We start from the raw sequence: 25786 nt of genomic DNA, 5'->3' as shown, positions 1-25786 counted from the left end.
TCAAGTGTATTTCAAAGTGAAAATCAATCTTATTGCTTAGTATAAAAATAAAAAGGATGTCAGTTGCATGACATCCTTTTTATTTTGGAGCAAAGAGGTATACCTTTAATTCTGAAAATTGTTATTTTTGCAACCATTCCATATAATAAAGGTTATAGGGATTTATACAGGGGAGTTATGAATGGAGAATACTTTAGTTGATTAACTATTTCTCGTTTTAACCAATATAACAATTAATAGATTTGGAGTTGAGTACATTGGGACAAAATCATTATAAATGGAGTAATAAGCAATTACGAGAACATGTTGAAGTACTAGATGGCACGAGAAGTCCGCACATTTTATTAAAGAATGCAACGTATTTAAATTCATACTTACGTGAATGGACGATAGCGAATATTTGGGTATATGATGATCGAATTGTATACGTAGGAGAAAAACTGCCAGAGCGATTAACTGATTGTGAAGTTATTGATTGCGAGGGGAAGTATATAGTTCCAAGTTACATAGAACCGCATGCGCATCCATATCAGTTGTATAATCCAGAGACTTTAGCAAATCATGCGATGCAATTTGGGACAACAACTTTCATTAATGATAATCTAACTTTATTTTTCACATTACAGCGTGAAGTAGCGTTTCAATTATTAGATGAATTTAAAAAGATTCCAGCAAGTATGTATTGGTGGTGTCGTTTCGATGGACAGACTGAGCTGCAAAATGGCCAATCTTTATTTAATAGTGAAGAAATAATGGAATGGCTTAACCATGAAGATGTTCTTCAAGGCGGCGAGCTAACAGCATGGCCAAAACTATTACACGGCGATGAGGACATGTTAAATTGGGTACAGGAAACAAAACGATTACAGAAGAAAGTAGAAGGTCATTTTCCCGGAGCGTCTGAAACAACTTTAGCCAAGTTAAAATTGTTAGGTACGGATTGTGATCATGAAGCGATGACAGGGCAGGAAGCATTAACACGCCTTATGCAAGGTTACACCGTTTCTCTTAGAAATTCTTCTATCCGTCCAGATTTAGAAATTTTAGTAAAAGAATTGCTAGAACTAGGTGTTAAACAATTTGATAGATTCATGTTCACAACAGATGGTTCACATCCGTCATTTTATGAAAACGGAATGACAAATAGATTGATAGAAATAGCGATTAAGCAAGGAATACCAGTAATTGATGCTTATAATATGGCAAGCTATAATATTGCTCGTTATTATAATATGGAACATTTACACGGCTCGATTGCGACAGGAAGAATTGCAAATATTAATATTTTGGAAAGTAAAGAAAACCCGGTGCCGATTAGTGTAATTGCAAAGGGACGATGGGTGAAGCGTAACGGAGTAAACAAAAATGAAGCATTACGTATAGAATGGGATAAATTTCAAGTAACCCCTCTACAACTAGACTGGTCTTTAAAGAAAGAAGATATGATTTTTTCTGAAACAACAGGTATAAAATTATTAAATGATGTTATTTCAAAACCATATGTAACTGAAATCGACTTAAACGGTGAGGAACTTTCTATTGAGCATGATGAATGTTTCCTTATGATGATTGCTCGTGATGGCACTTGGCGAGTGAATACAGTTGTGAAAGGTTTTGCGAAAGAATTAGGAGGTCTTGCAAGTTCTTATTCTGGTACAGGTGACATCATTCTTATTGGAAAAAGTAAAGAAGATATGCTTACAGCTTTTCATAGAGTAAAAGAGCTAGGTGGCGGTATGGTAATAGCGGAAAGAAATGAAGTGTTACACGAAATTGCATTACCGTTGCTCGGGATTATGTCCGATTTAAAAATGAGCGAATTAATATATAAAGAGAAAAAAATGGTGAAATTACTACAAGAGCGAGGATATGCCTATAACGATCCAGCATTTACGATTTTATTCTTTTCTGCGACGCACTTGCCTTTTATACGGGTAACGCCTATAGGATTATATGATGTGAAAAGTAGTAAAGTACTTGCTTCACCGGTAAATCTAATAAAGCAATATTAAAAGGAAATGTCCTATAAAAAGTCTATTTTATAGGACATTTCTCATTTATAGCATAAGAATATCTTAAGCCTCAAATAATATAGTATCTACATTATTTGAGGTGATACGTAAATATGAAAAAACTATTGTATATTTTAAGCGTATTTGTTTTATGTGTATCTATTCAACATGTTGTACATTCCCAATCAGATGCACCAAGCTTATCTTCGGATTGTCTCAAAGAAAGAAAAGTTCGAGATGAAAAGTATGTGAAAAATATAATGAGGGATATTAGATCCACGTTTAATTTGAATTTTGATGAAAATAGCTTTTGGGAAGTAAGTAAAAAAGATTTAGAAGCTGCACACGTAATGTATGGTGGCCGGGTTGATGATACTTATTATAATTCGTTAACTAAAGTTTTTGAAAGTGGTGGATATAGAGGAGAGCCTAGGTTATTTGTAAAGCCGCTTGAAGCATTTGTACTTTATAAAGAAATAGACGATACAAATGTAATAAAACATCTTGAACTTGAAAAAGGGGAATGGGTTGTTACCGAAACGAAAAAGAAGCAAGGGAAAAAGGTGGAATACAAACCGTTACAATGTGAAAAGGATTATCTGAAAAAGAGAAATGAGTATCATAATATGAACTGATGTAACAAAATGCTAATTAACGTTGTTTTTATCAACAGATAGCTTGTTATCTATATAAAATAGGAAAAGGTAAGTAAACATATTATCCTTTTGTAATATGTTTATTTACCTTTTTGAATGGGGTTAGTTGAAAACTATTTGCTGGCTAATGCAAAAATAATTTCTAACGAATCCTTCATCGTAAAAAGAGGAGTTTGTGTCAAAATATTTATACATTGCTGAAACATCTATGTATATTTTATTCTACAGTATTAATAAAAGAATGTTGGCTATTCATAAGAAATAGCATTGGCACAGTTTTTGCTTGTATTAAATTTAAGGAAGGGGAATTGTATTTAAGGAATCTGTATTCGTAATAGTATAAAACAAGCTACTATTGCATCATTGATCATACTTGTATTTATAGCGGAACTGTAAGTACATACAAATAAGTATGTTCTGGTTTTAAAATTCAGAATTTTCTTTAAAATTATTAGGGGGCAATGGTATGGTTAAATATTCAAAAATTTCTAAGTTGATTCTTGGTGTTGGACTAGTGACAATATCATGTAATGGTTTGCAAATTCAAGCAGAGACAAAAGAAAAAAATGTGAAGAACGTATTACAAATGGAGCCGGTAGGCATACAGAAATCCGTTGATGAGTTGGCACACTCTTCAAAAGTACAAGAAAATGCATCTTTTACAAAACGGTTAAAGTTATCGGATTTATCGCAGCGTCCGCTAGCACCAAACGAGGATGTTAAACCGTTAGCTGAAGAAAAAAAGTATTCGATGGCTGAGTTAAATCAATTAAGTAACAAACAATTAACTGATCTTCTTGTGACAATTAATTGGTATCAAATTCCGGAATTATTTCAGTTTAATAGTGATAGTCTCAAATTCTATCAAGATGATAGCCGAATGCAAGCGATTATTAATAAACTAGCAGAACAAGGACAAGCTTATACGAAAGATGATTCAAAAGGGATTGAAACATTAGTAGAAGCTCTACGTGCAGCATTTTATTTAGGTTTTTACCATGATGAATTAAGCAAACTAAATGAGCGTAGCTACCATGATAAATGTTTACCGGCTTTAAAAACAATTGCAAAAAATCCGAATTTCAAACTTGGTACATCAGAACAAAATAAAGTTATTTCATCATATGGAAAATTAATTGGAAATGCATCGGCTGATGTTGAAACGGTTTTATATGCAGGTGAAATTTTTAAACAATATAACGATAACATTGCAACTTTCATTGAAGACCGAACAAAAGGAGACGCTATATATGAGTTGATGAAGGGAATTGACTTTGATATTCAGACGGATATGTACACGACTGGAAAAAAGCCGAAAGATACGATGTGGTATCGAAATATCGATAACTTTATTAATGAAGTAAGTCGTTTCGCACTAATTGGTACTGTATCAGATAAAAATGGATGGTTAATTAATAACGGAATTTACTATGCTGGTCGATTAGGAAAGCTTCATAGTACGCCAACAAAAGGACAACAAGTTGTTACAGAAGCGATGAGGATTTATCCACATTTAGGGGAGCAATATTTTGTTGCAGCAGAACAAATTACTACAAATTACGGAGGAGTAGATGCGAACGGAAAAACAATAAGTTTAGATCAAATCCGAGAAGATGGAAAAAAGAAATATTTACCGAAAACGTATACATTTGATGATGGAGCGATTGTCTTTAAGGCTGGGGATAAAGTTAGCGAAGAGAAAATTAAACGTCTATACTGGGCGGCAAAAGAAGTACGCTCTCAATTTTATCGTACAGTTGGTAGTGATAACCCACTTGAAAGTGGACATGTTGATGACGTGTTAACGATGGTTATTTATAATAGTCCAGATGAGTATCAATTTAATCGTCAACTGTACGGATATGAAACGAATAATGGTGGAATGTACATTGAAGGAACAGGGACTTTCTTTACATATGAACGTACACCACAGCAAAGTATTTATAGTTTGGAAGAATTATTCCGCCATGAATTTACGCACTACTTACAGGGAAGGTACGAGGTTCAGGGATTATGGGGCCAAGGGGAAATGTATCAAAATGAACGTTTAACATGGTTTGAAGAAGGGAATGCAGAGTTCTTTGCAGGTGCAACGCGATTAGATAGTGTAGTACCGCGAAAAAGTATAATTGGTGGATTATCTAATGATCCTGCAAAACGATACACAGCAGCACAAACATTAAATGCGAAATATGGAACGTTTGATTTTTATAACTATTCGTTTGCATTGCAATCATATATGTATAATAACCGTCCTGAAATGTTCGATAAAGTGCATGATTTAATTCGTGCAAATGATGTTTCAAGTTACGACGCATACCGTTCTACATTAAGCAAAGATAATAAATTAAATGAAGAATATCAATCTTATATGCAAATGCTTATTGATAATCGTGATAAGTATACAATTCCACAAGTATCAGATGAGTACTTAGCGCAGCATGATCCAAAATCGCTTTCGGACGTTACTTCAGATATCACTAATGAATCAAAGTTAAAAGATGTGAAAGTAACAAAGAATAAATCACAATTCTTTAATACATTTACACTACAGGGGACATATACTGGAAGTGCGACAAAAGGAGAGATTGAGGATTGGAAAGTAATGAATCAAGCAACGAATGATATGTTGAAACGTCTTTCAGGAAAAGAGTGGACGGGATATAAAACATTGACTGCTTATTTTGTAAATTACCGTGTAAATAATGCTGGACAATTTGAATATGATGTTGTATTTAGCGGGCTGAATACGGAAGAAGGTACGGCTGTAGAAAAAGAACCGAATAATTCATTTGATACAGCGAATCCACTATCTTTGAACACTTTATTAAGAGGAAACTTAAGCGATCAAGATCAGGGGGATAAATTTGTTATCGATGTAAAGGATCAAAAAGATTTACAGATTTCTGTTACGAACGAACAAAACCTTGGACTGAACTGGGTATTATATTCTGAATCAGATCTAAATAATTATGTAGCTTATGCAACAAAACGTGATGGAAACAAATTGCTTGGAAATTATAATGCGAAGCCAGGGAAATATTACTTAAGTGTATATAAGTATGGCGGTGGAACAGGGAATTATACAGTGCAAGTAAAATAATTTACTATAGTTTGTTTTGAAAGGCTACTTATTGCATTTTTTAGCTAAGTAAAGTAGTTAATGTTAAACGTTAAACTACTTCAATATACCCCTGTTCTAATTATAGAACAGGGGTATATTGGCTTTATATTTTTAAATTAAATAACCTCATTGGATTTTGACAAGAAAATAATTAATATAGATTTGAATTCTCATTCGTAAAGCATGTTTTAATCTTCTTAATGCTCTTTCATTTTTGTCTCAATGCTTGTTTTCAAATCAGTTGATACTTGATCGAAATACCCCAAAACTATCTTCCTAATATCATTGGATATAACTTTCAAATCATTAGCTAAATTTTCAGCAAGATGTTCTTTTTCAATGTGTGATAACTTCGCATAAAATTCACCAGCCTGCCCAAAATCATCTTGCTTAGTTATAGAAGTTCTTTCGAGTTTTCCTTCAACGTATCTTCCGTCACCGCTTGTAATTTGATTAGCGGGTGTCCAATCTTGCTGTTGGTTGATCGCTAATTTACGAAATTCGGGTCCAATTCTTCTTCTTTGAGAATCACTATAAATATTAGCGCGACCTTGCAGCATTTTATCATCTGATAGTTCTGCACCGTCTAGTAAATTAGAAGGGGAGAAGGAGACTTTTTCTACTTGTTCCATATAATTTTCAGGATTTTTATTTAATACCATTTTGCCTACGGGCATAAGAGGATACTCCTTTTCATCCCATACTTTTGTATCATCTAAAGGGTCATAAGAAAGATGTGCTTCATCTTTTGGATCCATGAGCTGGACATATAAACCATATTCCACTGGTTTACCAGCCTCAATTGCATCGTATAAATCTTTTCCACTATAATCAGGATTTTCGGCAGCTAGTTTATTTGCTTCCTCACTAGTAATGGATTGTACACCTTCAAATGGATACCAATGATACTTTACGTACTTTCGATAACCTTGAGCATTTCTCCAAACATATGTATTTACACTATGTCCTGGGATGTGGCGAAGACTTTTTGCCGTACCAGCATCAGAGTATAAACGGACAACAAAATGAATGGATTCGGGTGCTCTAGCGACAAAACTCCAAAATCTATTAGGATCTAGTAAGTTATTTTTAGGTGAAGGCAATAACGCGTTAATAGTTTCAGGGAAACGCATCGGATCACGAACAGAAAAGACAGGAAGGTGATTACATAAAAGATCAAATACGCCTTCTTTAGTATAAAATTTTGTAGCAAAACCGCGTACATTTCTAGAAGTATCAGGTGTTCCTTTCGTACTAACAGCTAATGAAAATCGCACCATAACAGGAATTTTCTCATTTGAATTTTGTAAAAAGCTAAGTTTTGTATGTTCAGCCATCGGATATATCGTTTGGAAATAACCAAATGCACCAAATCCTTTTACATGAACAGGTCTTTCTAAAATCTTTTCATGAATAAATTCTTGTAACGCCTCGTGCAGTACATTATCTTGCTTTAAAATAGGTCCACGTGAACCAACTGTTTGAGAGTGAAGTTTAGCTGGTTCATTAAGTTCTCGATTGCTATTTAAGTCTTCTCCTAATAAAGATTGCCTCTGTTTATCATGTTTTTCATTCATCGATATAGCCTCCAAAATTTTTTCGTTGATTGTTACTAAATATGATTCTTTAGCCTTGATTATGTATTACATACGAAGTTCAAATTAGTAACATACCGCTAGATGAAAAAAAGGCACATACAGTGGACCTGTTGAAATAGAAGAAATTATGGAAAAATGAATATCGGGAAGAGAAATAACACGTTTTAGTAAAAGGTAGAAGAAAATCACTATTAAAATTTCAATCTTAAAAGTTAATTTATAAATGATTGTATAGATAATGAATATAAAAAACGGGAAAAATAACTAGGAGGAATTTAACATGTCGGATTGGTTTCAATTAGATAAAGAATATATGATGCCTACGTATTGTCGCACGGAGGTTGCGATAGAAAGAGGAGAAGGTTGTAAACTGTATGATGTGGAGGGTAAAGAGTATTTAGATTTATTTTCTGGCGTAGGAGTAAACGTATTAGGATATAATCATCCTAAAATTGTGCAAACGACCATGGAGCAAGTTACGAAATCGTTGCATCTTCCATTTCATTTTTTAAATCCAGTTGCGATTGAGTATGCAAAGAGATTAGTTGATTGCTCTTTAAAAAATGGAAAAGTTTTTTTTACAAACTCTGGTACAGAAGCGACAGAAACGACATTAAAATTAATTGATAAATATAGATCTATTACGAATGAAGAGCGTGAAGGAGTCGTTGTACTGAAAGATAGTTTCCACGGGCGAACATTAGGGGCTCTTCATTTTACGAGACAAGAAAATGTTTATCAAAATTTCCCGAAAACATCCATTCCTGTATATGAAGTGGAGCGTGAAAATATAAAGGAATTAGAAGATACAATTGTTAATGAACATCCCATTGCAATTATGCTAGAGCCTGTTTTAGGAAGCGGTGGGATCTATCCTTTATCAAGTGAATATTTAGAAGGGATTCAGCTCCTGTGTGAAAAGTATAATGTACTCCTCATAGTCGATGAAGTACAAAGTGGTATGGGCAGAACTGGGAAACTATTTGCTTATCAAAATTTCAATATTACACCAGACATTATTCAATTTGGTAAAGGAGCAGGAGGCGGGATACCGCTAGGAGGAATCATTGTAGGTGAAAAGTTATGTAATGTATTTTCACCAGGAGATCATGGAACAACGTTTGCTCATTCATCAATCGGAACGGCTTTAGGTTTAACGGTATTAACAACATTAATTGATGATGGTTTAATGGAAGAAGCATATGAAACTTCACTATATTTGAATGAAAAACTGCAAGAAATTCAGAAAGAAAATTCTTATTATATTCAGGAAGTACGTCATGCTGGTATGATGTTTGGAATTAGTATGAATGATACAAATGAAAACGTAAAGAAATTACAGTTAGAATTAATGGAGAAAGGGATGTTAGTCGATGTTACACAAGGGAATATCATCCGTTTACTTCCCCCGTATATAATTACGAAAGAGGAAATTGATGCATTTATTAATGAATTTATATTCGCTATTCATAGTGTGGCAGCTATAGCAAGTGTTTAAGAATTTTGATGAAAATACAAATATAAAAAGTACCTTATTTATAATTCGTACAGGAAGAAAATAGGGACAAAAAATAAATTTATATATTAAAATAAAAAGCTGAAAAAGGCACTCATACAGCGCTTTTTCAGCTTTTTAAAATACTTAATTACTTAATCTAGAAAGAATCTAATTGGACAAATAATTAATTATGTGAAACAATAATAACAGATAAGGAGACGTTGCTTTTCCTTAAGTGCTTCGTATTGAATTTATTCTAGTAAGAGAAGGTGTGCTGAAAGAAGTTAAATTAAATAAGGGGCTGTTTTACTATATGCAACAAAATAATGATTTAAATTTTGAACCTCAAGACGTTAATATTGTCAATCCTAAACAAGCTAGGAAAGCAGTTGTTGCTACTGGCATTGGGAATGCAATGGAGTGGTTTGACTTTGGATTATACGCGTATTTAGCGGTAATATTAAGTCAATTATTCTTCTCAGGTGTGAATAATAGTGGTTTGCAACTTGTACTTACATTTGGTACATTTGCAGCGGCCTTTCTCGTTCGACCAATCGGAGGTATTTTCTTTGGTAGAATAGGAGATAAATACGGCCGAAAGATCGTTTTAAGTACAACTATTATTTTAATGGCACTTTCTACATTATTCATCGCATTACTACCAACCTATGAACAAATTGGTGTATGGGCACCAATACTACTTTTAGTTGCTCGAATGATTCAAGGCTTCTCTACAGGCGGCGAATATTCAGGAGCAATGGTTTATATCGCAGAATCTTCTCCAGATAAAAAGCGTGGTATACTCGGTAGTGGTCTTGAAATTGGAACACTCTCAGGTTACATTGCTGCCTCGGTAATTGTTACCATTTTGACGTTATTATTAACAGATGAGCAAATGCTCAGCTGGGGATGGCGTATTCCTTTCTTAATTGCTGCACCAATTGGTTTGGTCGGTTTATATTTACGACGTCATTTAGATGAATCTCCAATCTTTCAAGAGATGGAAAAAGCACAAGAGGAATCTGAAGACAACGAACAATTTTCATTTATGGATATATTAAAATATCACAAAAAAGACTTCTTATTAAGCACAGTAATTGTTGCCTTCTTTAACATTACAAACTATATGATCCTTTCGTATATTCCTTCTTATCTAACACAAGTACTAAAAGTCAAAGAAACAACTGGCTTATTAATTATTTCAATTACGATGGCACTTATGATTCCACTGGCACTTTATTTCGGTAAATTAAGTGATAAAGTAGGTAATAAACGCGTAGTACAAATTGGTTTACTTGGTTTAGCATTATGTTCAATTCCAGCATTTTTATTAATTGGTAACGGACATATTGTAGCCATGTTTGCGGGTATTTTCGTCTTAGGTTTCTTCCTTAGTGTTTATGAAGGAACATTGCCTTCGTTATTACCAGCACTCTTTTTCACCGATGTACGTTATCGTGCACTTTCTATCTCCTTTAATATTTCTGTATCCATATTCGGTGGTACAACGCCGCTTGTATGTTCATACTTAGTTCATGCTACTGGTAATCCACTGGCACCAGCATTTTATTTAACAGGTGTAAGTGTAATTGGATTAGTTGTATTTAGTGTACTGTTTGTTACAACATCAGGACGTGCATTAAAAGGATCTTATCCTACCGTAGAATCGAAGAAAGAAGCACATCAAATCGCTAAAGAGGATCCTGAAGAAACACTTTGGTGGCATGAAGAATCTTTAGAAATTGAAGCAGGAAAAAAAGCATAATTTGTGAAAAGCAACGTGGACTTTTATACAAAAAGACTCCTAGTTTAATAGGAGTCTTTTTGTATACATTATTTTCTCTTCTTCTTCAAACTCTTCTGATAAGCATAAAGCTTATGAACCTCTTCCTTAAATTCATGCAAAAGCACAGCATTTTCACTGTTTGAATAACGTACTGCATTATAAGCATCTATAATGATATGACTCTGAATATTTACCTCTTCTTCATGATTTACTCTTTCTAGCCAAGCTTCAACAGTTTCTCCTCGTTCACGATTTAAAGGAGGGGATAGTTTACTCTCAAGTTTGAAAATTTCTTTTCGAATCTCATTATGTGGTGGGTTATTTCGCTTCATACGTTTTTGGCTAATTCCTTCTTTATCAGTAATGATTGTAGATTCGAAGACTGGTATATTTGGTAAACTTAAATGTTTTCGATTTTTTACTATTTTCCTTACGACATAAATAGCAATGACTGTACAGACTATTATTGTAGCGCTATTTATGAGTATCGGGTCAAAGTCAGGAAGTTTTTTACCGTCTTCAATTCGAGGGTTTAAGAGATGTCCTTTATTTGCCCAAACTCCTTCTGTATCTTTCATTTCAGCTGCTTTAATTAATGGCATTAGAGCATAGCCGACTCCCAATGCGATAAATTCAGTCATAAAACCAAACATAAGTCGAATAAAAGGGAACACTTGAACAATTAACATACTCATTACACCAATCGTAATGATAGAAGCGAAACGTAATAGTTGTTGTTTACGATTTGCCCCGGTTAGCCAAAATGTAATCATTAAGTGTAAGGCTAACATTAATAATTTCCATAACGGCGGAAAGGGTGCATAAAATATAGCTGTAACGACAAACCATACAATACCGCCTAACGATTTTTGAACCGGATATCCAGGTCCGACCGCGTGTACGATAAAGAAAAATAGTGGTAATATAATTGTGCCAAAAAGAGAAAACGGTAGAAATAAAGAAAAACCGACTATTTGAATAACTAAAAGTATTACGAATCCTGTTGTTTTTTTCTTCATTAGTTTATGAATAAGAAATACTCCTACATAACCGGTCGCTAAAAATATAGCAATACCAATGAGTTCATCTCTTTCCGTTAATAATGAAAGAAGGAGGAGCAGAATAAAGTCATTAACGTGATAGAGCCAAGTTTTCAACTGGTTCCACCATCCCTTCATTATTAATGAGAAACGTAGGCTGAGATAGAAGAGGAAGCTCATTCTTCTGCAAACCAATGTATATCATTGTAGACGAGCGTTCTCTTTTTCTCGTTACATAGTGAAGAAATCCTTGTTTCGGAAGTAGTGTACTATCATCTGTAATACGTGCTAATTCCTCTAAAGCTTTTGCATATTGCGTTTGTCCTTCATTTAACGGTAAATGTAATGCACCACCTTCTGCTAAAACACTAATAAATAACTCAAACGGAATTTGATGCTTCGTTGCGAATTGACAAATGTATGTGGTAAATGAAATAAGGTCTTCTATATTCTCTTTCCAACCGAATCCTCGATCAGCAGCTAAAGAAAGACAAATCGTCCAACTATAATTTTTTACAGGTTCATATTGCTTCGCTTGTAACGCCTGCATTTTAGCAGACGCTTTCCAATGAATAGAGCGGAAAGATTCACGTTCATATCGTTTAACACCGATAATGGATGTTTCATCATTGTAAAAAGAGAAATTCGTTCGATACGAACCTGTTAATAGTTGCTGGAGTTCTTGTAAACCGGCTACTTCTTTAGGAGTAGGGTATACAATAATTTCAGTCTTTAATTTATCGAAAACAGGTAAATGGACAGTTAATAAATGAAAAGGGTCTTTTAAAACACATTCAAATTGTTCAATTTGAAAGACACCACGCTTCGTTGCGGTTAATGTTAAATCCCATTTTTGCGCTGAATGAGCAGGTTGTGAAAATGGGAAAGAAAATAACGTTTTTGATATCTGTTCAATCCCTTGATCTTTATGCGGTATAAGGGACGAATTTAAATGAAAATAACAAACACCGTTAACGAGTGGTATATTTGCCCCATTTTTTAAATGAATAAAAAACTGTCCGGATTCATCAGGGAAAAGCCGAGTTGTTTGTTTTTCATTTATAACTTGAAATCTTTTCTCTATGTAAGCAACATATTTATAAATAAAAATCGCAAATAAATAGTAGAAGAAAAAGAGAAACATAATAATTCGTTGCGGTAGAAAAAACGTAAATAGTAAAGCGATGGGCACAGTTAATTGAATAATGTGGATTTGAAAAAATAAAGGTACAGTTACAACGCGCTGTCCATTCATGCTTGCTCAATCTCCACGGGTACGTCAACTTCTTTTAAAATCCTTTGCATTAATTCGTTTTTTGTCGTACGTAATGCACCTTCCATTGATAAGACGATACGGTGATTCCAAACAGAAGGAACTAAAAATTGTATATCTTCAGGCGTGCAATATTCTCTGCCGCGTAAAAAGGCTAATGCTTGAACAGCACGTACTAAAGCTAATGTAGCACGTGGGCTTACACCATTGGCAATGTAATCATGATTTCTTGTAGCGTGAGCAAGTTTAATAATATAGTGTTCTAACGGTTCTGATACGAAAATTTCTTTCACTTGTTGCTGCGCTTCTAAAATGTCCTCTAAAGAAATGACAGATGTGACGCTTTCTAAAGGTGCAACGCTACGAAAACGACGCATCATTTTTAGCTCATCTTCAGGAGACGGATAACCAATTGAAATCGTCATTAAAAAGCGATCAAGCTGTGCATCTGGAAGAGGGAAAGTTCCTTGTGATTCAATCGGATTTTGCGTCGCAATAACAAAAAACGGTTTTGGAAGAGGAGTAGACTGCTTTTCAAGCGTTACTTGTCGTTCTTCCATCGCTTCTAACAAACTAGACTGTGTTCTTGGCATCGCACGGTTAATTTCATCTGCAAGTAAAATATTTGTCATAACTGGTCCAAGTCTTAATTCGAATTCACTCGTTTTCGGATTGAAATATTCAATACCTGTTACATCACTCGGAAGTACATCAGGGGTAAATTGAACGCGAGAAAAATTACCACCAATGCTTTTTGAAATGGTTTTTGCTAACAAAGTTTTCCCAGTACCAGGCACATCTTCAAGTAGTACATGTCCGTCAGCAAGTAATGAAACGAGTAGTAGATCAATAATATTCTCCTTACCGACAAAAACAGACCCTATATTTTCTTTTAATTTATTTATCATATGTAACATTCCTTCCATAATAAAAGAGTTAGTATTTCTATATTTTAACAAATTATTCAGAAAATTGGTATGATTTTTTAATCCGAAGAAATAGATATTTAATTATTAAATTACTCTTGCATATTTTGGAATATGATTATACAATATCGGTATACGATGTATCGTAAGTCGATATATCATAAGGCGATGTATCGGAGGTAGTTATAATGAATGTGAAAGCACAAAAATATATTCCATTAACCGAGGCAACGTATTACATACTATTGTCACTCGTAAAGCCAATGCATGGCTATGGAATTATGCAAATGGTAGAAGAGATGACAAATGGGGAAGTAAAGCTAGGTCCTGGTACTTTATATGGGAATACGACGAAGTTATTAAAAGAAAAGTTAATTGTTGAAGTTGCCTCAACAGACAGAAAGAAGTGCTATGAGTTAACGCCGTTTGGTAGAGAAGTGTTAGAGCTAGAGTATAACAGGTTGCAGAGATCTGTAAGAAATGGAAACAGTATATTAGGGGAGTGAATGGAAGATGGAGACAAAGAAGATATTCAAACCTTTCGCGGTATGGAGCGTAGAAAAAGAAGAAGCTTTTTTACGGAATATGCACCAACAAGGCTGGGCATTACAAAAATATAATATAATGTATACATTTAAGAAAACTAAGCCGAAAGATGTAGTATATAAAGCGGATTTCAGATTGGATTATAAAGATTCAAAAGAAAAACAAAAAGAATATATTGATATATATGAAATGTGTGGGTGGAAACATGTAACGAGTTTTACAAAATGGAATTATTTTTGTAAGGAAGTAGAAGAGGAAAATGAGTTGCCTGATATATATTCAGAAAAGGAGACGAGGATACAAAAACTAAAGGAGTTATCACTATTCTTTGTTATTATGTTAGCAACTATATTACCATCAATGTATAACGTATTTTTAAGTCCGATAGAATCAAGAGTGCCTATTTGGGCGAAAGTTATGGTGGGGGTTGTTAGTTGTATGTGGATGTATCTCTTTATAAGGCTCTCTTGGAAAATTAAGAAATTGAAAAGCGAAATATTATAATAAAGATTGGATTTTAAAAGAAGATGATTACCGGAATCATCTTCTTTAATTTTTACATAATTCTATTTTGTTCACTCTTTTTTACACAATAAAAAACTATATATTTAAGGCATAGAACTAACAGTTACAAAGATAATACCAGTGATAATACCTAAAAAAATCATAAATGATGAAAAAACGATTAATAATAATGAACTACCGATTAATACTATTTTATTAGAGTTTTGATGTTTAAAGTGGTAATAAAGTAAAAAGCCGCAAACAGTAGAAATAATCCATATAGCTAGACCGTAAGGGGTCGAGATCTTCTTCCAATCGAAGATCCAAAAGTAAAAAATGCCTATGTGACAAGTTAATAGTAGAAATGTAAATGGAATCATTAACTTTTTATTTAAAATCATTTGTTTCACCTCTTTTATGTAAATATTACCAGAAGGGTGTGGAGTTTCAAATATAATAAGGAAGAAATACATTTTTTATTACCGTATTAAACGGAAAAATCCCTTATAGAAAAATCTATTTCTATAAGGGATAGTAACGATTTTATGAGAAAGACTGATTTTGCGCAGGTTTTATAAATTGCTCTGGGTTTTCAACAAGCCCGCATACAGCACATTGGACGCGATAAGTAGGTCCTTGATAAGCCATATGAAAAGCATTCATCGTTTCGTTTGTGTATTCTTCTTCTACTTGACCAGTTTGTGGATTTAATTTCACTGGTTTTACTTGTTGCTCAAGAATATTAAAGCGAGTTCGGTTCGTTTTACAGCTTGGACATAGCATTGGTTCCATATGTATACACCTCCATTTGTAGCATTTCTTAAGCGGTATGATTTTATGCACATAGTTTTATGATCACGTAGAAAAAACTTTCTCAACATAAATAGGTGTATATTATATTTAAAATTCAGAAAAAATAAAATATAATAAATGTAAGAACTGGTTATGTCCAAACCAAATCTCCTGTTTTATGCCAATAAGCTGGGGGCCGAGAAATCGGCCTCATTTTTTTGTGCTCGTCTCTATAAGGTACAAGGTTTTTAAAAACATTTGTCGAATTTTTAGAGGTGAAGGTAAAGGAGGAATAATTATGAACTTAAAAATGAAATACATTATTTTATATGTAGAAAAGTTTGAACAATGTCTTCAGTTTTATAAAGAAATTTTAAAATTACCAATAAGAGCTGAACACGGTACATATATCGAATTTGAAACAGGAGCAACAATTTTAGCGATGAATACACGAGAGGATGTTAAGGAGTTAACGGGACTACCTCTTACAGAAGGTGTACTACAATCTTCTCATTTTGAAATAGGATTTGTTGTAGATGATGTTAAGGAAACGATTGAGAAATTAAAAGAACAAGGGGTTAAAGTTCTAGTTGAGCCAATCGTAAAACCGTGGGGACAAACAATTGCTTACATTGCTGACCCAGACGGTAATTATATTGAAATTTGTAGTTCATTAGAATAGAAGGAGAAAAAGAGGATGGGGTTTCCAAAATTAGAAACAGAACGTTTACTATTAAGAGAACTTACACTATTAGATGCAGAAACAATGTTCCATTATTTTTCAAAAGAATCCGTTATTCGTTATTTTGGAATGGACTCTTTCGAAAATGTTGAGCAAGCGAAAACGACTATTCAAACGTTTAGAAAGCGTAATGAAGAGGGAAGTGTATTTCGCTGGGGAATAGAGAAGAAAGGCACAGATCAATTAATTGGTACGTGTGGATTTCATTTAATTAACAATCATCATAAACGAGCTGAAATTGGTTATGAGCTAGATGATACATATTGGGGACAAGGATACGCAACCGAAGCACTGCAAGCAATGCTAGCTTACGGATTTGAAACGTTGCACTTTATAAGAATTGCAGCTGTCGTATATATAGAAAATGAAGCTTCCCGTAATTTATTAAAAAAAGCCGGATTTCAAGAAGAAGGATTACTTCGAAAATATATGATTCAAAATGATGTTGCTCATGACACGGTCGTTTATTCATTATTAAAAGAAGATTGGCAAAAGTAATGAGCACAAGTGAAATAATGAAAGTTATTAAGGAGCATAAAGATGAGCGATTTATATTAGGTATAGATGGTCTAAGTCGTTCAGGTAAAACAACATTGGTTAAAGAGTTGGAAGAAGATTTGAAGCAAAGTGAAATCCCGTTTCATATTTTTCATATTGACGATCATATTACTGAGCGTAATAAGCGATATAATACTGGATTTGCAGAATGGTATGAGTACTACAACCTTCAATGGGATATAGAGTGGTTGCAGCGAAACTTTTTTTGGAAGTTACAAAGCGATATACAAGTACAATTGCCTTTCTATCATGATGAAACAGACATATGTGAAATGAAAGAAATACAGCTTCCTTTAGTAGGTGTAATAATTGTTGAAGGTGTTTTTCTGCAGCGAAAAGAATGGAGAAATTTCTTTCATTATATGGTGTATTTGGATTGTTCAAGAGAGACAAGGTTTCTTCGCGAGAGTGAGGAAACGCAGAAGAACCTTCCAAAGTTTCAAAGTAGGTATTGGAAAGCTGAGGAGTATTATTTGGAAAAGGAATCACCGAGGGATTTGGCGGATTTCGTAATACGCAATATGTAACAATGTAAGTACAAAATAGAAGATGTATAAAATGAATATTTTATGGGATTTTGATGGGACGTTATTTAATACGTATCCTGCATATACAATGATGCTTTCTGAAATATTAGGTGATGCAGTAGATAAACAAGAAATATACAAAAACTTAAAAATATCATATTCCCACGCAATTCAATATTACAACATTTCAAATGAACAGGAAGAACAGATTAAAGTTTTGAAGAAACAGTTTACTCCAAAAGATATGAAACCGTTTGAAGGTGTCGAAGAGATTTTGAAATTTGCGCATAAAAACGTGATTATGACACATAAACATAGGACAGGAGTTATGGAAATCTTAAAGTATGATGGATGGGACAAATACTTCGTCGATATGGTTACAATTGACGATGGTTTCCCTCGAAAACCGAACTCTTTAGCTTATGATCATTTACATAAAAAGCACAATATTGATCTAGCAATTGGAGATAGAGAGTTAGATCTATTGCCTGCGAAGGAATTAGGTATTTCAACATGTATGTTTCAAGATAAATGTGATGTAGCGGACTATTCTTTATCGCATTACTCTGAGTTTTTTAAGGTAGTTATTGATAGAGATAGAGAGTTTTCTTTATAAACGGCTTGATTAAAACTTCTACTTTTTACTCGGAAAGTAGAGGTTATTTTCTATGTTTAAAAAAACTATAGTGGATTAATACTTTCAAGTGTATAGAAGGAGATTGTTATAATAATGTGAATTATATAGTTATAGATAAATCTGTAGATAAAGAGTTATGTTTTTGAACTTTTTTAAGTAAGTGAAAGATTTCTATAAGGCGAGTGATAATATGAGTATTTTCATTTTAGAAGATGATGTCATACAAGCGCAGCAAATGAAGCGGTTAGTTGAAGAGATTTGTGAGAAATATATGTTGCCGTACGATTTTATCGAAGTAACTAGTAAAAGTGAAAACATTATTAAAAACATTCCACGGGCGACTTATGTACCAATTTATTTTTTAGATATTGAGATAAAAAGAGAAGAACGTAAAGGGTTGCAAGTAGCGCAAGAAATTCGTAAATATGATACGCAAGGGATTATTGTGTTTGTAACGACGCATTCAGAATTTGCACCGATCTCGTATCAATACATGGTATCAGCTTTAACATTTATTGATAAAGGTTTGCCTTATGAAGAACGATATCAAGTATTTGAGCAATGTTTGCTTCAATATGAGGCACGCAATAAGACTACTATTCCTAAGGATGATTTTATTGTTGAAAATAGTAACGCTACTGTGCGACTGCCATTTCATGCAGTCGAATATATTATGACCGATGATCCACATCGTTTAGCTTTAGTGACGTTAGATCGTATCGTTTATTTTTATGGAACATTAAAAGAGATTGAAATAGTAGATGAACGGTTATTTCGTTGTCATCAATCATATGTCGTGAATATTATACAAATGTCTTCTTATGATACAACGCAGAAGATGATGATATTAAAAAGTGGGAAACGAATTCCAGTATCGCGGCGTTTAGTTAGTAAAGTACGTACAATGTTAAAGGGTGAGATGTAATGTATATTTATGATGTGTTTGCACTTTTGCTCACTAGTATGAGTCATACCTTCTTATACATTCAATTAATCCGGTACAATAGATTGTCATATAGAATGTTAGCGTCTTTAAGTGTTGTATTTATTATTTTACTTGTAATTGTCGTAACAGTAACGAGATATCCAGAGCTTAATAGTACAATTGTGTTATTTCTAATAAGTTTAGGATTGATGCAAAATGAATTGAACTTTATGCGGAATTTATATTTTGCGCTTGTTAGCATGGTTATTATTACGCTTGTGAAAATGCTATTTCTCGAAGTGGGTATGAAACTATTTATGTTAACACCATTTGATTTCTATTTATGGACAGCGAGTATAATTCATCTTATCGTGTCGCTCATAACTTTTATAGGTATTGTATTAGCTCGTAAACGAATTCAAAGTATCGCTCAGTACATAGTAGGAAGTCCACTATATTATGTTACTTATATTTTGTTAATTATTGGGTTTATTATTGGATTAATTTTAACGAGTCCATCCACTGATTTTTTAGCAAAGTTAAATCAGCAATATGGTGAATTGAGTTTTATTTCAGCAATTATATTGTTCTTAGTATTACTACTTATTGTATTACTGAGTTCGCATTTGGCGAAAGAGAAGTTGGTAGAAGAACATGAAACAAGGTTAGATAAAGAATTACTCGATTATGTTGAGAAATTAGAATCGATGCATGATGAATTGGCCAGTTTCCGCCACGATTATATTAATGTGTTACTTGCGTTAGAAGCGGGAATACGTACAAAAAATGTGAATGAAATCGAGCAAGTTTATTATGAGGTTATTACTCCTACTTTAAAATTAATCAATGATCATGAACTCGATATTGCGAAATTATCTCGTATACATATACCTGAAGTGAAAAGTGTATTAAGAGCAAAAGTGGGTACTGCCCAGCAACAACAAATAAAAGTAATGCTTGATATTCCGGAAAAAATAGCGACGGTTTCGATGCCTATAGTTCCTTTTATTCGTATCATTTCAGTCTTATTAGATAATGCAACTGAAGAAGCGGTACATAGTGAGGAAAAGGTACTGCAAATTGCCTTTTTTGAAATGGATGCAGAGCAATATTTTGTTGTTCGTAATAGCTCCAATTATAAAGAGATTGATTTGCAAAAAATTTATGAGAAGAATTATTCGAGTAAAGAAGAGGGCAGAGGATATGGGTTATTCTCATTAAAACGTATTATAAATAAAACGAATAATGCAACGCTAGAAACGACTTATATGAGTCCTCATTTCACGCAAACTTTCATACTAAAAAAATAGATAACCATTTATGATGGAAATCAAACCGAATAAGAAATAACTACATACTTTCTTCAATCGTTTTTATACACTTCAAGTAAGAGGTGAAACGAGATGAATGGTCTTATTTTTACAGCGTTTATAAGTATAGGGTTACCGCTTGTTGCACTTTTATATGCTTTTTGGAAGAAACGCTATATCCCGTATATGCTAGGCGTATTGGCATTTGTTGTATCACAAATTTTAATCCGTATACCAATACTGAATTATTTAAATGGAAATAGCACAGCTTTTTCAATGTTTAGTGTCATGCAGCCTATATTATTTGCGATTATGCTTAGTTTGTCAGCTGGTATTTTTGAAGAGATAGCTCGTTTTATTGCAATGCGCTATTTTATGAAACAACGAGATTGGCAGTCAGGATTTTTATTCGGAGTAGGGCACGGTGGTATTGAAGCTGTGTTGATAGTCGGTATTCCAGTAGTATCTCTATTATTATCGCAAACAGTTAGCGGAAATACGGATAGTTATTTTGTCGGTGGAGTGGAACGTATCTTTGCGATGTTAATCCATGTCGGTCTGTCATTCATTGTATTGCAAGCTGTTGTCCAAAAGAAATTTCGTTATGTTGTATATGCAATTTTCATCCATGGGACTGTAAATGCACTAGCAGGTATCATACCGCTATACGTACCAGCAGATAGGGCTATATTTACTGTAGAAGTTACAATAGCAATTTGTGCGTTACTTGTATTTAGTTATAGTTTCATCTTAAAAAGAAAGGGTGTATTAAAATGAAAAGAATGTTACTCATTATTATAAGTGCTATTGCGGCGTTCGCACTTGCAGCATGTACTGGTAATAAAGTAGATGAAAGTACTTCAAAAAAGTTTATTCCGAAAGCGGAAGAAATTGTAACGTTACTAAATGAATCTAAGTATAAAGAAGTGCATGACAAATTTGATAGCAAGATGAAAACTGCATTATCAGAGGAGAAAATGAAAGATCTTACTCCTGTAATTGAAAAAGCTGGTACATTCGAAAAGATTGAAAAAAAGTCGATTGAAGAAAAAGATGGTTTATATACAGTTGTTCTTGTAGCGAAATATAGTAAAGAACAACGTACCTTTATCGTAACTTATAATGATAAAGAAGAAATAGCAGGTTTATATATTAAATAAAAAACAGATAAAGTGGAAGTGTCCGCTTTATCTGTTTTTTATTATTTTAACCAAATTATGGTTATTCATGCTAATATGAACTCATAGCTATATAGAAGGGGTGGGTAATTATGAAAACAGAAATAGTTTCCAAAAAGAAGTACAGCATAATAAGCTATGTATCTTTACTCATCGGAATTATGTGTTTTTTATTCGTTTTTATAACTCCAACAAGAATAGCGAATGCGGGTAATATAGTGGGAGATTATATTACAATTGCTCTGACAGGCGTAGGTATTATACTTTCAACAATTGGAATCACGAAACAAACAGAGAAGAAGGCAATTGCAATTATCTCATTAATACTTTCCTCATCGTTCTTTATTTTTTGGATTATCGCGATTATCTTATTGTTTACTGGCCAAATAAATTTTGCGCCGTAATGAGCAATAAAAAGAGTCCTTCATATAAGAAGGACTCTTTTTATTCGGTATCTTCAGGTTGATATTCTAAAAGATCTCCAGGTTGGCATTCTAATGCTTTACAAATAGCATCTAAAGTTGAAATTCTAATTGCTTTTGCTTTTCCATTTTTTAATATAGAAAGGTTAGCCATTGTAATTCCAACCTTCTCTGAAAGTTCAGTTACGCTCATTTTTCTTTTCGCTAGCATTACATCAATATTAATTATTATTGCCATGTTATTCACCTCAGACCGTTAAATCATTTTCTGATTTTATATCTATCGCATCTTTTAAAAGTCTTTGGAGAACGGCAGCAAAGACTGCGATAACCATTGAAGAAAAGATTAGGAGCATGCCAAGTATAATAATACCTGGTGCATCATCTCTTTCCGCCACAAGATAGAAGAGTGGCATACCTACCACATATAAAATACTGATTGTTACTGCACATTGTTTTATCTTTTTTAAAGCTCTAACAGATAATTTCGAGAAAGCGTTACCCTTGTCAATGAAGCTTACAAGTTTAAAAGCTTGATACAGAGCGAAATAAAAAGGTACCACCGTTGCATACAGATTGATTAAAATAAGATATTTTATATATGCAATATCGGGATACAATTCCGCTGCATAATTCCCTATGTTAGGAACTAAAAATATACACAAAGCAAGAACAGGGATTCCAATCAGAATAATAGCTGTCTTTAAAAAGAGTGTTGATCTTTGTTTCATATAAAGCACCTCATTTATTAATTATCTATTTAATCTAACATGAAATTTATCGTTTAACAATAAATTTTTATTTATTATAATCGTGTTTTTATTGTTAAGTAAATTTGAATTTCAGATGAAAATAAAAAGTACTGCTCTTTATAAAAAAGGGTGCCAAACAAATAGACTTCTTGTAATAAAAAAGTATGGTGAATATGGTGATATATACCATTGTTCCTTTGACGAAATATAGTACAGATAATCGTTCCTTCTTTCTGTAAATGATGTTATGTTAAAAGTAACGATTAAGTCGTTCTAATAATAAGAGTTTTTAGAAAAACAATATTTTTCGTAATTTGAAGAGGTGTTAATGAAATGAAATCGTACACGCAATTTGAACGAAGAAAACACATACTAGATGAGTTAGAAAAGTACAACCGAGTTATGGTAAATGATTTAGCGAAGGTACTAAATGTTACAACAGAAACGATACGAAGAGATTTAGATATGTTGCACAAGGAAGGGCAGCTTACGAAAATACATGGTGGTGCAATTAAGAAAAAAGATCAAACACTAGAATTTCATTTTGATAGGCGCCGAGCTGAGAATATTGAAGAAAAACGAAAAATTGCAATGGAAGCAAGTAAACTCGTAGAAGATAATGATATTATCGCAATTGAAATTGGGACAACCACAATGCAAATTTTGGATTACATACACGATAAAAAGAATTTGACGATTTTAACAAACTCGATACCAGCTGTTAATAAAATTATTGAGCTTAAAGAACAATATGATTCCTTTGATTGCAGGTTAATAGTCATTGGAGGAATATTGAATACAAATTCATTAGCATTGTCTGGAGAAATGACGTTAAACTATCTTGACCATTTCACTGTTAATAAGTTATTTGCTTCTTGTGATGGAATTTCTTTAGAAAAAGAACTAACATGTTCGTATATTGAAGATGCACAAATATATAAGCAGTTAAAGAATAATGCAAAACAAGTTGTCATGATGGCTGATGAGTCAAAGTTTAATTTAACAAAGTTCTATAAAAGCGGGAATTTCAGTGACATCGATGCATTATATACAAACGCTAAGCTCGATGAGGCGTGGCACAATGTGTTAACAAGTAATGGGGTAGAAGTAATAACAGTATAGAAAACAAAAAGAAGACTATTTCTTAGTAAGTTGAGAAATAGTCTTCTTTTTGTTTATATGTTGTTTTATTTTGTTTATTTGTTGTTTTTACAATTAGTTAACAAATTAACAACATTGTGTTAATAATATACTCGTACAATATGAATTAGGAGGTGGCAAGAATGCAAATAAAACTATCAAAAGCTGTGTTCTTTTTACTACCAGTTGGAATACCTCTAATCTTGTTTTGGATTATTCCGAATTTCATTAGTTTAGGTATTAGTTTTACTGATTGGGATTTTATGACGAATGATTTTAACTTTGTTGGTTTAGAAAACTATTTTAATTTATTTACACAAGATTCTTTTATGCAAGCATTGCTCAATACGTTTTATTTCGGAATTGGAACAGTCATTCCGACGATTGCATTGGGCTTAGGTTTCGCATTATTCTTCCGAAAAAAATTTAAAGGTTCTGCATTGTACCAATTAATGATTTTTTCACCTTGGGTAACGCCAACAATAGCTGTATCCATTGTGTGGTCACTTTTATATGAACCTCAATTTGGAGTTATTAATAAAGTTCTAAACTTTTTTGGGATACCAGGTTTGGACTGGCTTCAAAGTAGTCAAACAGCGATGTTAGCAGTCATTATTGTGACAGTTTGGAAATTAGTTGGTTGGACGATGATCTTCTATATTGGCGCATTAGAAAAAGTTCCAGATAGTTTATATGAAGCAGCTAGTATTGATGGAGCAAATTCATGGCAGAAATTTCGATATGTAACACTGCCAATGGTTTCATCAACAACTTTCTTCTTAGTTGTTGTCAATACAATTTCTTCAGTGCAGGCTTACGATCAAATAAAAATTTTAACACAAGGTGGACCTAGTGGTTCGACGCGTACGTTACTTTATTTATTCTTCCAACAAGGGTTTGAACAATTTGATATGGGATCTGCAACAGCAATCGCATTTATCATACTAATCATTACAATACTACTATCTGTTATAAACAAAATAATAGGTGACAAGTGGGTGAACTATTAAGGTGAATAATATGAAAAAAGGTCCATTAATCGTAAAGCATCTCTTTCTAGCGTTATCAAGTATACTATTTATTTTTCCATTCATATGGATGGTGCTTGGTTCGTTTAAAACATCTAGTGAAGTATTACAAGGAGGTTTTTGGCCTAAAGAATTTCACTGGGAAAATTATCAGCAAGTATTAGATATACTTCCATTTAGCACATATTTATTTAATAGTTTCTATACTTCTTTCATCATTACTATATATGTACTTGTTTCGTCAGCGCTTTTTGCTTATATGTTGGCATTTTATAAGTTTAAAGGCAAGAATATTACGTTTAGTGTTGTGATGGCAACCTATATGATCCCTGGAGCTGTATCGTATGTTCCTGTATATGTAATGTTAGGGACATTTGGTTTGCTTGATTCACATTTTGGATACATGATTTCTATGGCTGTTAGCGTATTCGGTATTTTCTATTTGAAACAAACGTTCCATAAAGTTGGTTTTGAAATAGTAGAAGCAGCCAAAATTGACGGAGCGAGTGATTGGCGAATTCTTTGGAAGATTATTTTTCCAATGACACGATCATCATTTGTAACTCTAGGATTGGTCACATTTATTGGTAACTATAATAATTACATTTGGCCAGCTCTTATTTTGAAAGATAATACACAAAAACTAATTACGAATGGAATTGCTGATTATTTCATTAATAGTTCTTTAGGACGAGATTGGTCACACATTATGGTTGCAAGTACAATCGCAATGGTGCCGCTCTTAATCGTATTTTTAATTCTACAAAAATGGTTCTTATCTGGTGTTACTGATTCAGGAATAAAGGGGTAAT

The 25786-nt window shown here is 33.2% G+C and carries 27 protein-coding genes; 19 read left to right on the top strand and 8 right to left on the bottom strand.

Annotated elements, in window-relative coordinates; all coding sequences use genetic code 11:
• Window positions 1–257: 257 nt before the first annotated feature.
• From MHI07_RS14045 to MHI07_RS14035, 3 genes are all read left to right on the top strand, one after another.
• Window positions 258–2012, top strand: a complete 1755-nt coding sequence (locus MHI07_RS14045) for an adenine deaminase (protein WP_340824501.1) — start codon at window positions 258–260, stop codon at window positions 2010–2012.
• A gap of 113 nt (window positions 2013–2125) precedes the next feature.
• Window positions 2126–2647, top strand: coding sequence for a hypothetical protein (locus tag MHI07_RS14040; protein ID WP_340824499.1), 522 nt, complete (start codon window positions 2126–2128; stop codon window positions 2645–2647).
• A 487-nt stretch (window positions 2648–3134) separates the two neighbouring features.
• Window positions 3135–5771, top strand: coding sequence for a collagenase ColA (locus MHI07_RS14035; RefSeq protein WP_340824496.1), 2637 nt, complete (start codon window positions 3135–3137; stop codon window positions 5769–5771).
• 218 nt (window positions 5772–5989) lie between these two features.
• Here MHI07_RS14035 and MHI07_RS14030 read toward each other — a convergent pair whose 3' ends face one another.
• Window positions 5990–7369: a catalase gene (locus tag MHI07_RS14030; RefSeq protein ID WP_215578881.1), complete on the bottom strand. Its 1380-nt coding sequence runs from the start codon at window positions 7367–7369 to the stop codon at window positions 5990–5992.
• A gap of 301 nt (window positions 7370–7670) precedes the next feature.
• Here MHI07_RS14030 and MHI07_RS14025 point away from each other — a divergent pair, with 301 nt between their 5' ends.
• Together MHI07_RS14025 and MHI07_RS14020 are read left to right on the top strand one after the other, a co-directional pair.
• Window positions 7671–8888 carry an aspartate aminotransferase family protein gene (locus MHI07_RS14025; protein ID WP_340824492.1) on the top strand — a complete coding sequence of 406 codons (1218 nt, stop codon included), beginning with the start codon at window positions 7671–7673 and terminating at the stop codon, window positions 8886–8888.
• A 313-nt stretch (window positions 8889–9201) separates the two neighbouring features.
• On the top strand, window positions 9202–10653 hold the full coding sequence (locus MHI07_RS14020) for an MFS transporter (protein WP_033711045.1): 1452 nt from the start codon (window positions 9202–9204) through the stop codon (window positions 10651–10653).
• A 68-nt stretch (window positions 10654–10721) separates the two neighbouring features.
• Here the strand turns inward: MHI07_RS14020 and MHI07_RS14015 are convergent, their stop codons facing one another.
• The 3 genes from MHI07_RS14015 to MHI07_RS14005 are packed head-to-tail and all read right to left on the bottom strand — an operon-like array spanning window position 10722 to window position 13895.
• Window positions 10722–11831, bottom strand: coding sequence for a DUF4018 domain-containing protein (locus MHI07_RS14015; RefSeq protein WP_002161337.1), 1110 nt, complete (start codon window positions 11829–11831; stop codon window positions 10722–10724).
• A complete protein-coding gene (locus tag MHI07_RS14010) occupies window positions 11806–12969 on the bottom strand; it encodes a DUF58 domain-containing protein (RefSeq protein ID WP_002161338.1) in 1164 nt (387 codons plus the stop codon). The genes MHI07_RS14015 and MHI07_RS14010 overlap by 26 nt, the downstream gene beginning before the upstream one ends.
• Window positions 12966–13895 carry an AAA family ATPase gene (locus MHI07_RS14005; RefSeq protein ID WP_002161339.1) on the bottom strand — a complete coding sequence of 310 codons (930 nt, stop codon included), beginning with the start codon at window positions 13893–13895 and terminating at the stop codon, window positions 12966–12968. The genes MHI07_RS14010 and MHI07_RS14005 overlap by 4 nt, the downstream gene beginning before the upstream one ends.
• A gap of 206 nt (window positions 13896–14101) precedes the next feature.
• On the opposite strand from MHI07_RS14005, the gene MHI07_RS14000 reads away from it, so the two are divergent.
• Both MHI07_RS14000 and MHI07_RS13995 read left to right on the top strand, forming a co-directional pair.
• Entirely contained in the window at window positions 14102–14419 is a 318-nt protein-coding gene (locus MHI07_RS14000; RefSeq protein ID WP_002110530.1) for a PadR family transcriptional regulator, read from the top strand.
• A gap of 7 nt (window positions 14420–14426) precedes the next feature.
• Complete coding sequence (locus MHI07_RS13995) at window positions 14427–14963, top strand: DUF2812 domain-containing protein (RefSeq protein WP_002110529.1); 537 nt, start codon at window positions 14427–14429, stop codon at window positions 14961–14963.
• Window positions 14964–15067: 104 nt separating this feature from the next.
• Here the strand turns inward: MHI07_RS13995 and MHI07_RS13990 are convergent, their stop codons facing one another.
• Window positions 15068–15364, bottom strand: a complete 297-nt coding sequence (locus tag MHI07_RS13990) for a hypothetical protein (RefSeq protein ID WP_340824482.1) — start codon at window positions 15362–15364, stop codon at window positions 15068–15070.
• A 142-nt stretch (window positions 15365–15506) separates the two neighbouring features.
• Window positions 15507–15755, bottom strand: coding sequence for a hypothetical protein (locus MHI07_RS13985; RefSeq protein ID WP_000433610.1), 249 nt, complete (start codon window positions 15753–15755; stop codon window positions 15507–15509).
• Window positions 15756–16053: 298 nt separating this feature from the next.
• Between MHI07_RS13985 and MHI07_RS13980 the strand changes: the two genes are divergently transcribed.
• From MHI07_RS13980 to MHI07_RS13940, 9 genes are all read left to right on the top strand, one after another.
• Window positions 16054–16437, top strand: coding sequence for a VOC family protein (locus tag MHI07_RS13980; RefSeq protein ID WP_070139481.1), 384 nt, complete (start codon window positions 16054–16056; stop codon window positions 16435–16437).
• A 15-nt stretch (window positions 16438–16452) separates the two neighbouring features.
• Window positions 16453–16995 (top strand): GNAT family N-acetyltransferase, encoded by a 543-nt coding sequence (locus MHI07_RS13975; protein WP_002200088.1) that lies wholly within the window; start codon window positions 16453–16455, stop codon window positions 16993–16995.
• Entirely contained in the window at window positions 16995–17582 is a 588-nt protein-coding gene (locus MHI07_RS13970; RefSeq protein ID WP_340824479.1) for a kinase, read from the top strand. The genes MHI07_RS13975 and MHI07_RS13970 overlap by 1 nt, the downstream gene beginning before the upstream one ends.
• A 31-nt stretch (window positions 17583–17613) precedes the next feature.
• Window positions 17614–18198 (top strand): HAD-IA family hydrolase, encoded by a 585-nt coding sequence (locus tag MHI07_RS13965; protein WP_340824477.1) that lies wholly within the window; start codon window positions 17614–17616, stop codon window positions 18196–18198.
• Between the two features lie 211 nt (window positions 18199–18409).
• Complete coding sequence (locus MHI07_RS13960) at window positions 18410–19144, top strand: response regulator transcription factor (RefSeq protein ID WP_002165542.1); 735 nt, start codon at window positions 18410–18412, stop codon at window positions 19142–19144.
• Window positions 19144–20454: a GHKL domain-containing protein gene (locus tag MHI07_RS13955; RefSeq protein ID WP_016127181.1), complete on the top strand. Its 1311-nt coding sequence runs from the start codon at window positions 19144–19146 to the stop codon at window positions 20452–20454. The genes MHI07_RS13960 and MHI07_RS13955 overlap by 1 nt, the downstream gene beginning before the upstream one ends.
• 93 nt (window positions 20455–20547) lie before the next feature.
• Complete coding sequence (locus MHI07_RS13950) at window positions 20548–21231, top strand: YhfC family glutamic-type intramembrane protease (RefSeq protein WP_078174267.1); 684 nt, start codon at window positions 20548–20550, stop codon at window positions 21229–21231.
• Window positions 21228–21614: a DUF3887 domain-containing protein gene (locus MHI07_RS13945; protein ID WP_340824469.1), complete on the top strand. Its 387-nt coding sequence runs from the start codon at window positions 21228–21230 to the stop codon at window positions 21612–21614. Before MHI07_RS13950 ends, MHI07_RS13945 begins: the two co-directional genes overlap by 4 nt.
• A gap of 110 nt (window positions 21615–21724) precedes the next feature.
• Entirely contained in the window at window positions 21725–22036 is a 312-nt protein-coding gene (locus tag MHI07_RS13940; RefSeq protein ID WP_002110521.1) for a hypothetical protein, read from the top strand.
• A 40-nt stretch (window positions 22037–22076) separates the two neighbouring features.
• On the opposite strand, the gene MHI07_RS13935 is transcribed toward MHI07_RS13940, so the two are convergent.
• Both MHI07_RS13935 and MHI07_RS13930 read right to left on the bottom strand, forming a co-directional pair.
• The gene (locus tag MHI07_RS13935) at window positions 22077–22292 is read right to left on the bottom strand and encodes a helix-turn-helix domain-containing protein (RefSeq protein ID WP_002110519.1); all 216 of its coding nucleotides are present in this window, start codon (window positions 22290–22292) and stop codon (window positions 22077–22079) included.
• Window positions 22293–22302: 10 nt separating this feature from the next.
• Window positions 22303–22785, bottom strand: coding sequence for a DUF2975 domain-containing protein (locus MHI07_RS13930; protein ID WP_340824467.1), 483 nt, complete (start codon window positions 22783–22785; stop codon window positions 22303–22305).
• A 354-nt stretch (window positions 22786–23139) separates the two neighbouring features.
• Between MHI07_RS13930 and MHI07_RS13925 the strand changes: the two genes are divergently transcribed.
• The 3 genes from MHI07_RS13925 (at window position 23140) to MHI07_RS13915 (ending at window position 25785) form a co-directional block, all read left to right on the top strand.
• On the top strand, window positions 23140–23928 hold the full coding sequence (locus MHI07_RS13925) for a DeoR/GlpR family DNA-binding transcription regulator (RefSeq protein WP_002127921.1): 789 nt from the start codon (window positions 23140–23142) through the stop codon (window positions 23926–23928).
• Between the two features lie 161 nt (window positions 23929–24089).
• Window positions 24090–24956, top strand: coding sequence for a carbohydrate ABC transporter permease (locus tag MHI07_RS13920; RefSeq protein ID WP_002165547.1), 867 nt, complete (start codon window positions 24090–24092; stop codon window positions 24954–24956).
• A gap of 10 nt (window positions 24957–24966) precedes the next feature.
• Entirely contained in the window at window positions 24967–25785 is an 819-nt protein-coding gene (locus tag MHI07_RS13915) for a carbohydrate ABC transporter permease (RefSeq protein WP_340824465.1), read from the top strand.
• Window position 25786 lies beyond the last annotated feature (1 nt).

Origin of the sequence: Bacillus sp. FSL H8-0545 (assembly GCF_038006105.1) — a bacterium.
GTDB lineage: Bacteria > Bacillota > Bacilli > Bacillales > Bacillaceae_G > Bacillus_A > Bacillus_A cereus_U.
Note: the sequence above shows the minus strand (reverse complement) of the source record. Positions and strands in the feature narration are given on the sequence as shown.

What these genes read in the sequence shown, in the direction of transcription:
- MHI07_RS14040 (WP_340824499.1), top strand. Translation starts at nt 2,126, where the DNA reads ATGAAAAAACTATTGTATATTTTAAGCGTATTTGTTTTATGTGTATCT.
- MHI07_RS14035 (WP_340824496.1), top strand. Translation starts at nt 3,135, where the DNA reads ATGGTTAAATATTCAAAAATTTCTAAGTTGATTCTTGGTGTTGGACTA.
- MHI07_RS14030 (WP_215578881.1), bottom strand. Translation starts at nt 7,369, where the DNA reads ATGAATGAAAAACATGATAAACAGAGGCAATCTTTATTAGGAGAAGAC.
- MHI07_RS14025 (WP_340824492.1), top strand. Translation starts at nt 7,671, where the DNA reads ATGTCGGATTGGTTTCAATTAGATAAAGAATATATGATGCCTACGTAT.
- MHI07_RS14020 (WP_033711045.1), top strand. Translation starts at nt 9,202, where the DNA reads ATGCAACAAAATAATGATTTAAATTTTGAACCTCAAGACGTTAATATT.
- MHI07_RS14010 (WP_002161338.1), bottom strand. Translation starts at nt 12,969, where the DNA reads ATGAATGGACAGCGCGTTGTAACTGTACCTTTATTTTTTCAAATCCAC.
- MHI07_RS14005 (WP_002161339.1), bottom strand. Translation starts at nt 13,895, where the DNA reads ATGATAAATAAATTAAAAGAAAATATAGGGTCTGTTTTTGTCGGTAAG.
- MHI07_RS14000 (WP_002110530.1), top strand. Translation starts at nt 14,102, where the DNA reads ATGAATGTGAAAGCACAAAAATATATTCCATTAACCGAGGCAACGTAT.
- MHI07_RS13995 (WP_002110529.1), top strand. Translation starts at nt 14,427, where the DNA reads ATGGAGACAAAGAAGATATTCAAACCTTTCGCGGTATGGAGCGTAGAA.
- MHI07_RS13990 (WP_340824482.1), bottom strand. Translation starts at nt 15,364, where the DNA reads ATGATTTTAAATAAAAAGTTAATGATTCCATTTACATTTCTACTATTA.
- MHI07_RS13985 (WP_000433610.1), bottom strand. Translation starts at nt 15,755, where the DNA reads ATGGAACCAATGCTATGTCCAAGCTGTAAAACGAACCGAACTCGCTTT.
- MHI07_RS13980 (WP_070139481.1), top strand. Translation starts at nt 16,054, where the DNA reads ATGAACTTAAAAATGAAATACATTATTTTATATGTAGAAAAGTTTGAA.
- MHI07_RS13975 (WP_002200088.1), top strand. Translation starts at nt 16,453, where the DNA reads ATGGGGTTTCCAAAATTAGAAACAGAACGTTTACTATTAAGAGAACTT.
- MHI07_RS13970 (WP_340824479.1), top strand. Translation starts at nt 16,995, where the DNA reads ATGAGCACAAGTGAAATAATGAAAGTTATTAAGGAGCATAAAGATGAG.
- MHI07_RS13965 (WP_340824477.1), top strand. Translation starts at nt 17,614, where the DNA reads ATGAATATTTTATGGGATTTTGATGGGACGTTATTTAATACGTATCCT.
- MHI07_RS13960 (WP_002165542.1), top strand. Translation starts at nt 18,410, where the DNA reads ATGAGTATTTTCATTTTAGAAGATGATGTCATACAAGCGCAGCAAATG.
- MHI07_RS13955 (WP_016127181.1), top strand. Translation starts at nt 19,144, where the DNA reads ATGTATATTTATGATGTGTTTGCACTTTTGCTCACTAGTATGAGTCAT.
- MHI07_RS13950 (WP_078174267.1), top strand. Translation starts at nt 20,548, where the DNA reads ATGAATGGTCTTATTTTTACAGCGTTTATAAGTATAGGGTTACCGCTT.
- MHI07_RS13945 (WP_340824469.1), top strand. Translation starts at nt 21,228, where the DNA reads ATGAAAAGAATGTTACTCATTATTATAAGTGCTATTGCGGCGTTCGCA.
- MHI07_RS13940 (WP_002110521.1), top strand. Translation starts at nt 21,725, where the DNA reads ATGAAAACAGAAATAGTTTCCAAAAAGAAGTACAGCATAATAAGCTAT.
- MHI07_RS13935 (WP_002110519.1), bottom strand. Translation starts at nt 22,292, where the DNA reads ATGGCAATAATAATTAATATTGATGTAATGCTAGCGAAAAGAAAAATG.
- MHI07_RS13930 (WP_340824467.1), bottom strand. Translation starts at nt 22,785, where the DNA reads ATGAAACAAAGATCAACACTCTTTTTAAAGACAGCTATTATTCTGATT.
- MHI07_RS13925 (WP_002127921.1), top strand. Translation starts at nt 23,140, where the DNA reads ATGAAATCGTACACGCAATTTGAACGAAGAAAACACATACTAGATGAG.
- MHI07_RS13920 (WP_002165547.1), top strand. Translation starts at nt 24,090, where the DNA reads ATGCAAATAAAACTATCAAAAGCTGTGTTCTTTTTACTACCAGTTGGA.
- MHI07_RS13915 (WP_340824465.1), top strand. Translation starts at nt 24,967, where the DNA reads ATGAAAAAAGGTCCATTAATCGTAAAGCATCTCTTTCTAGCGTTATCA.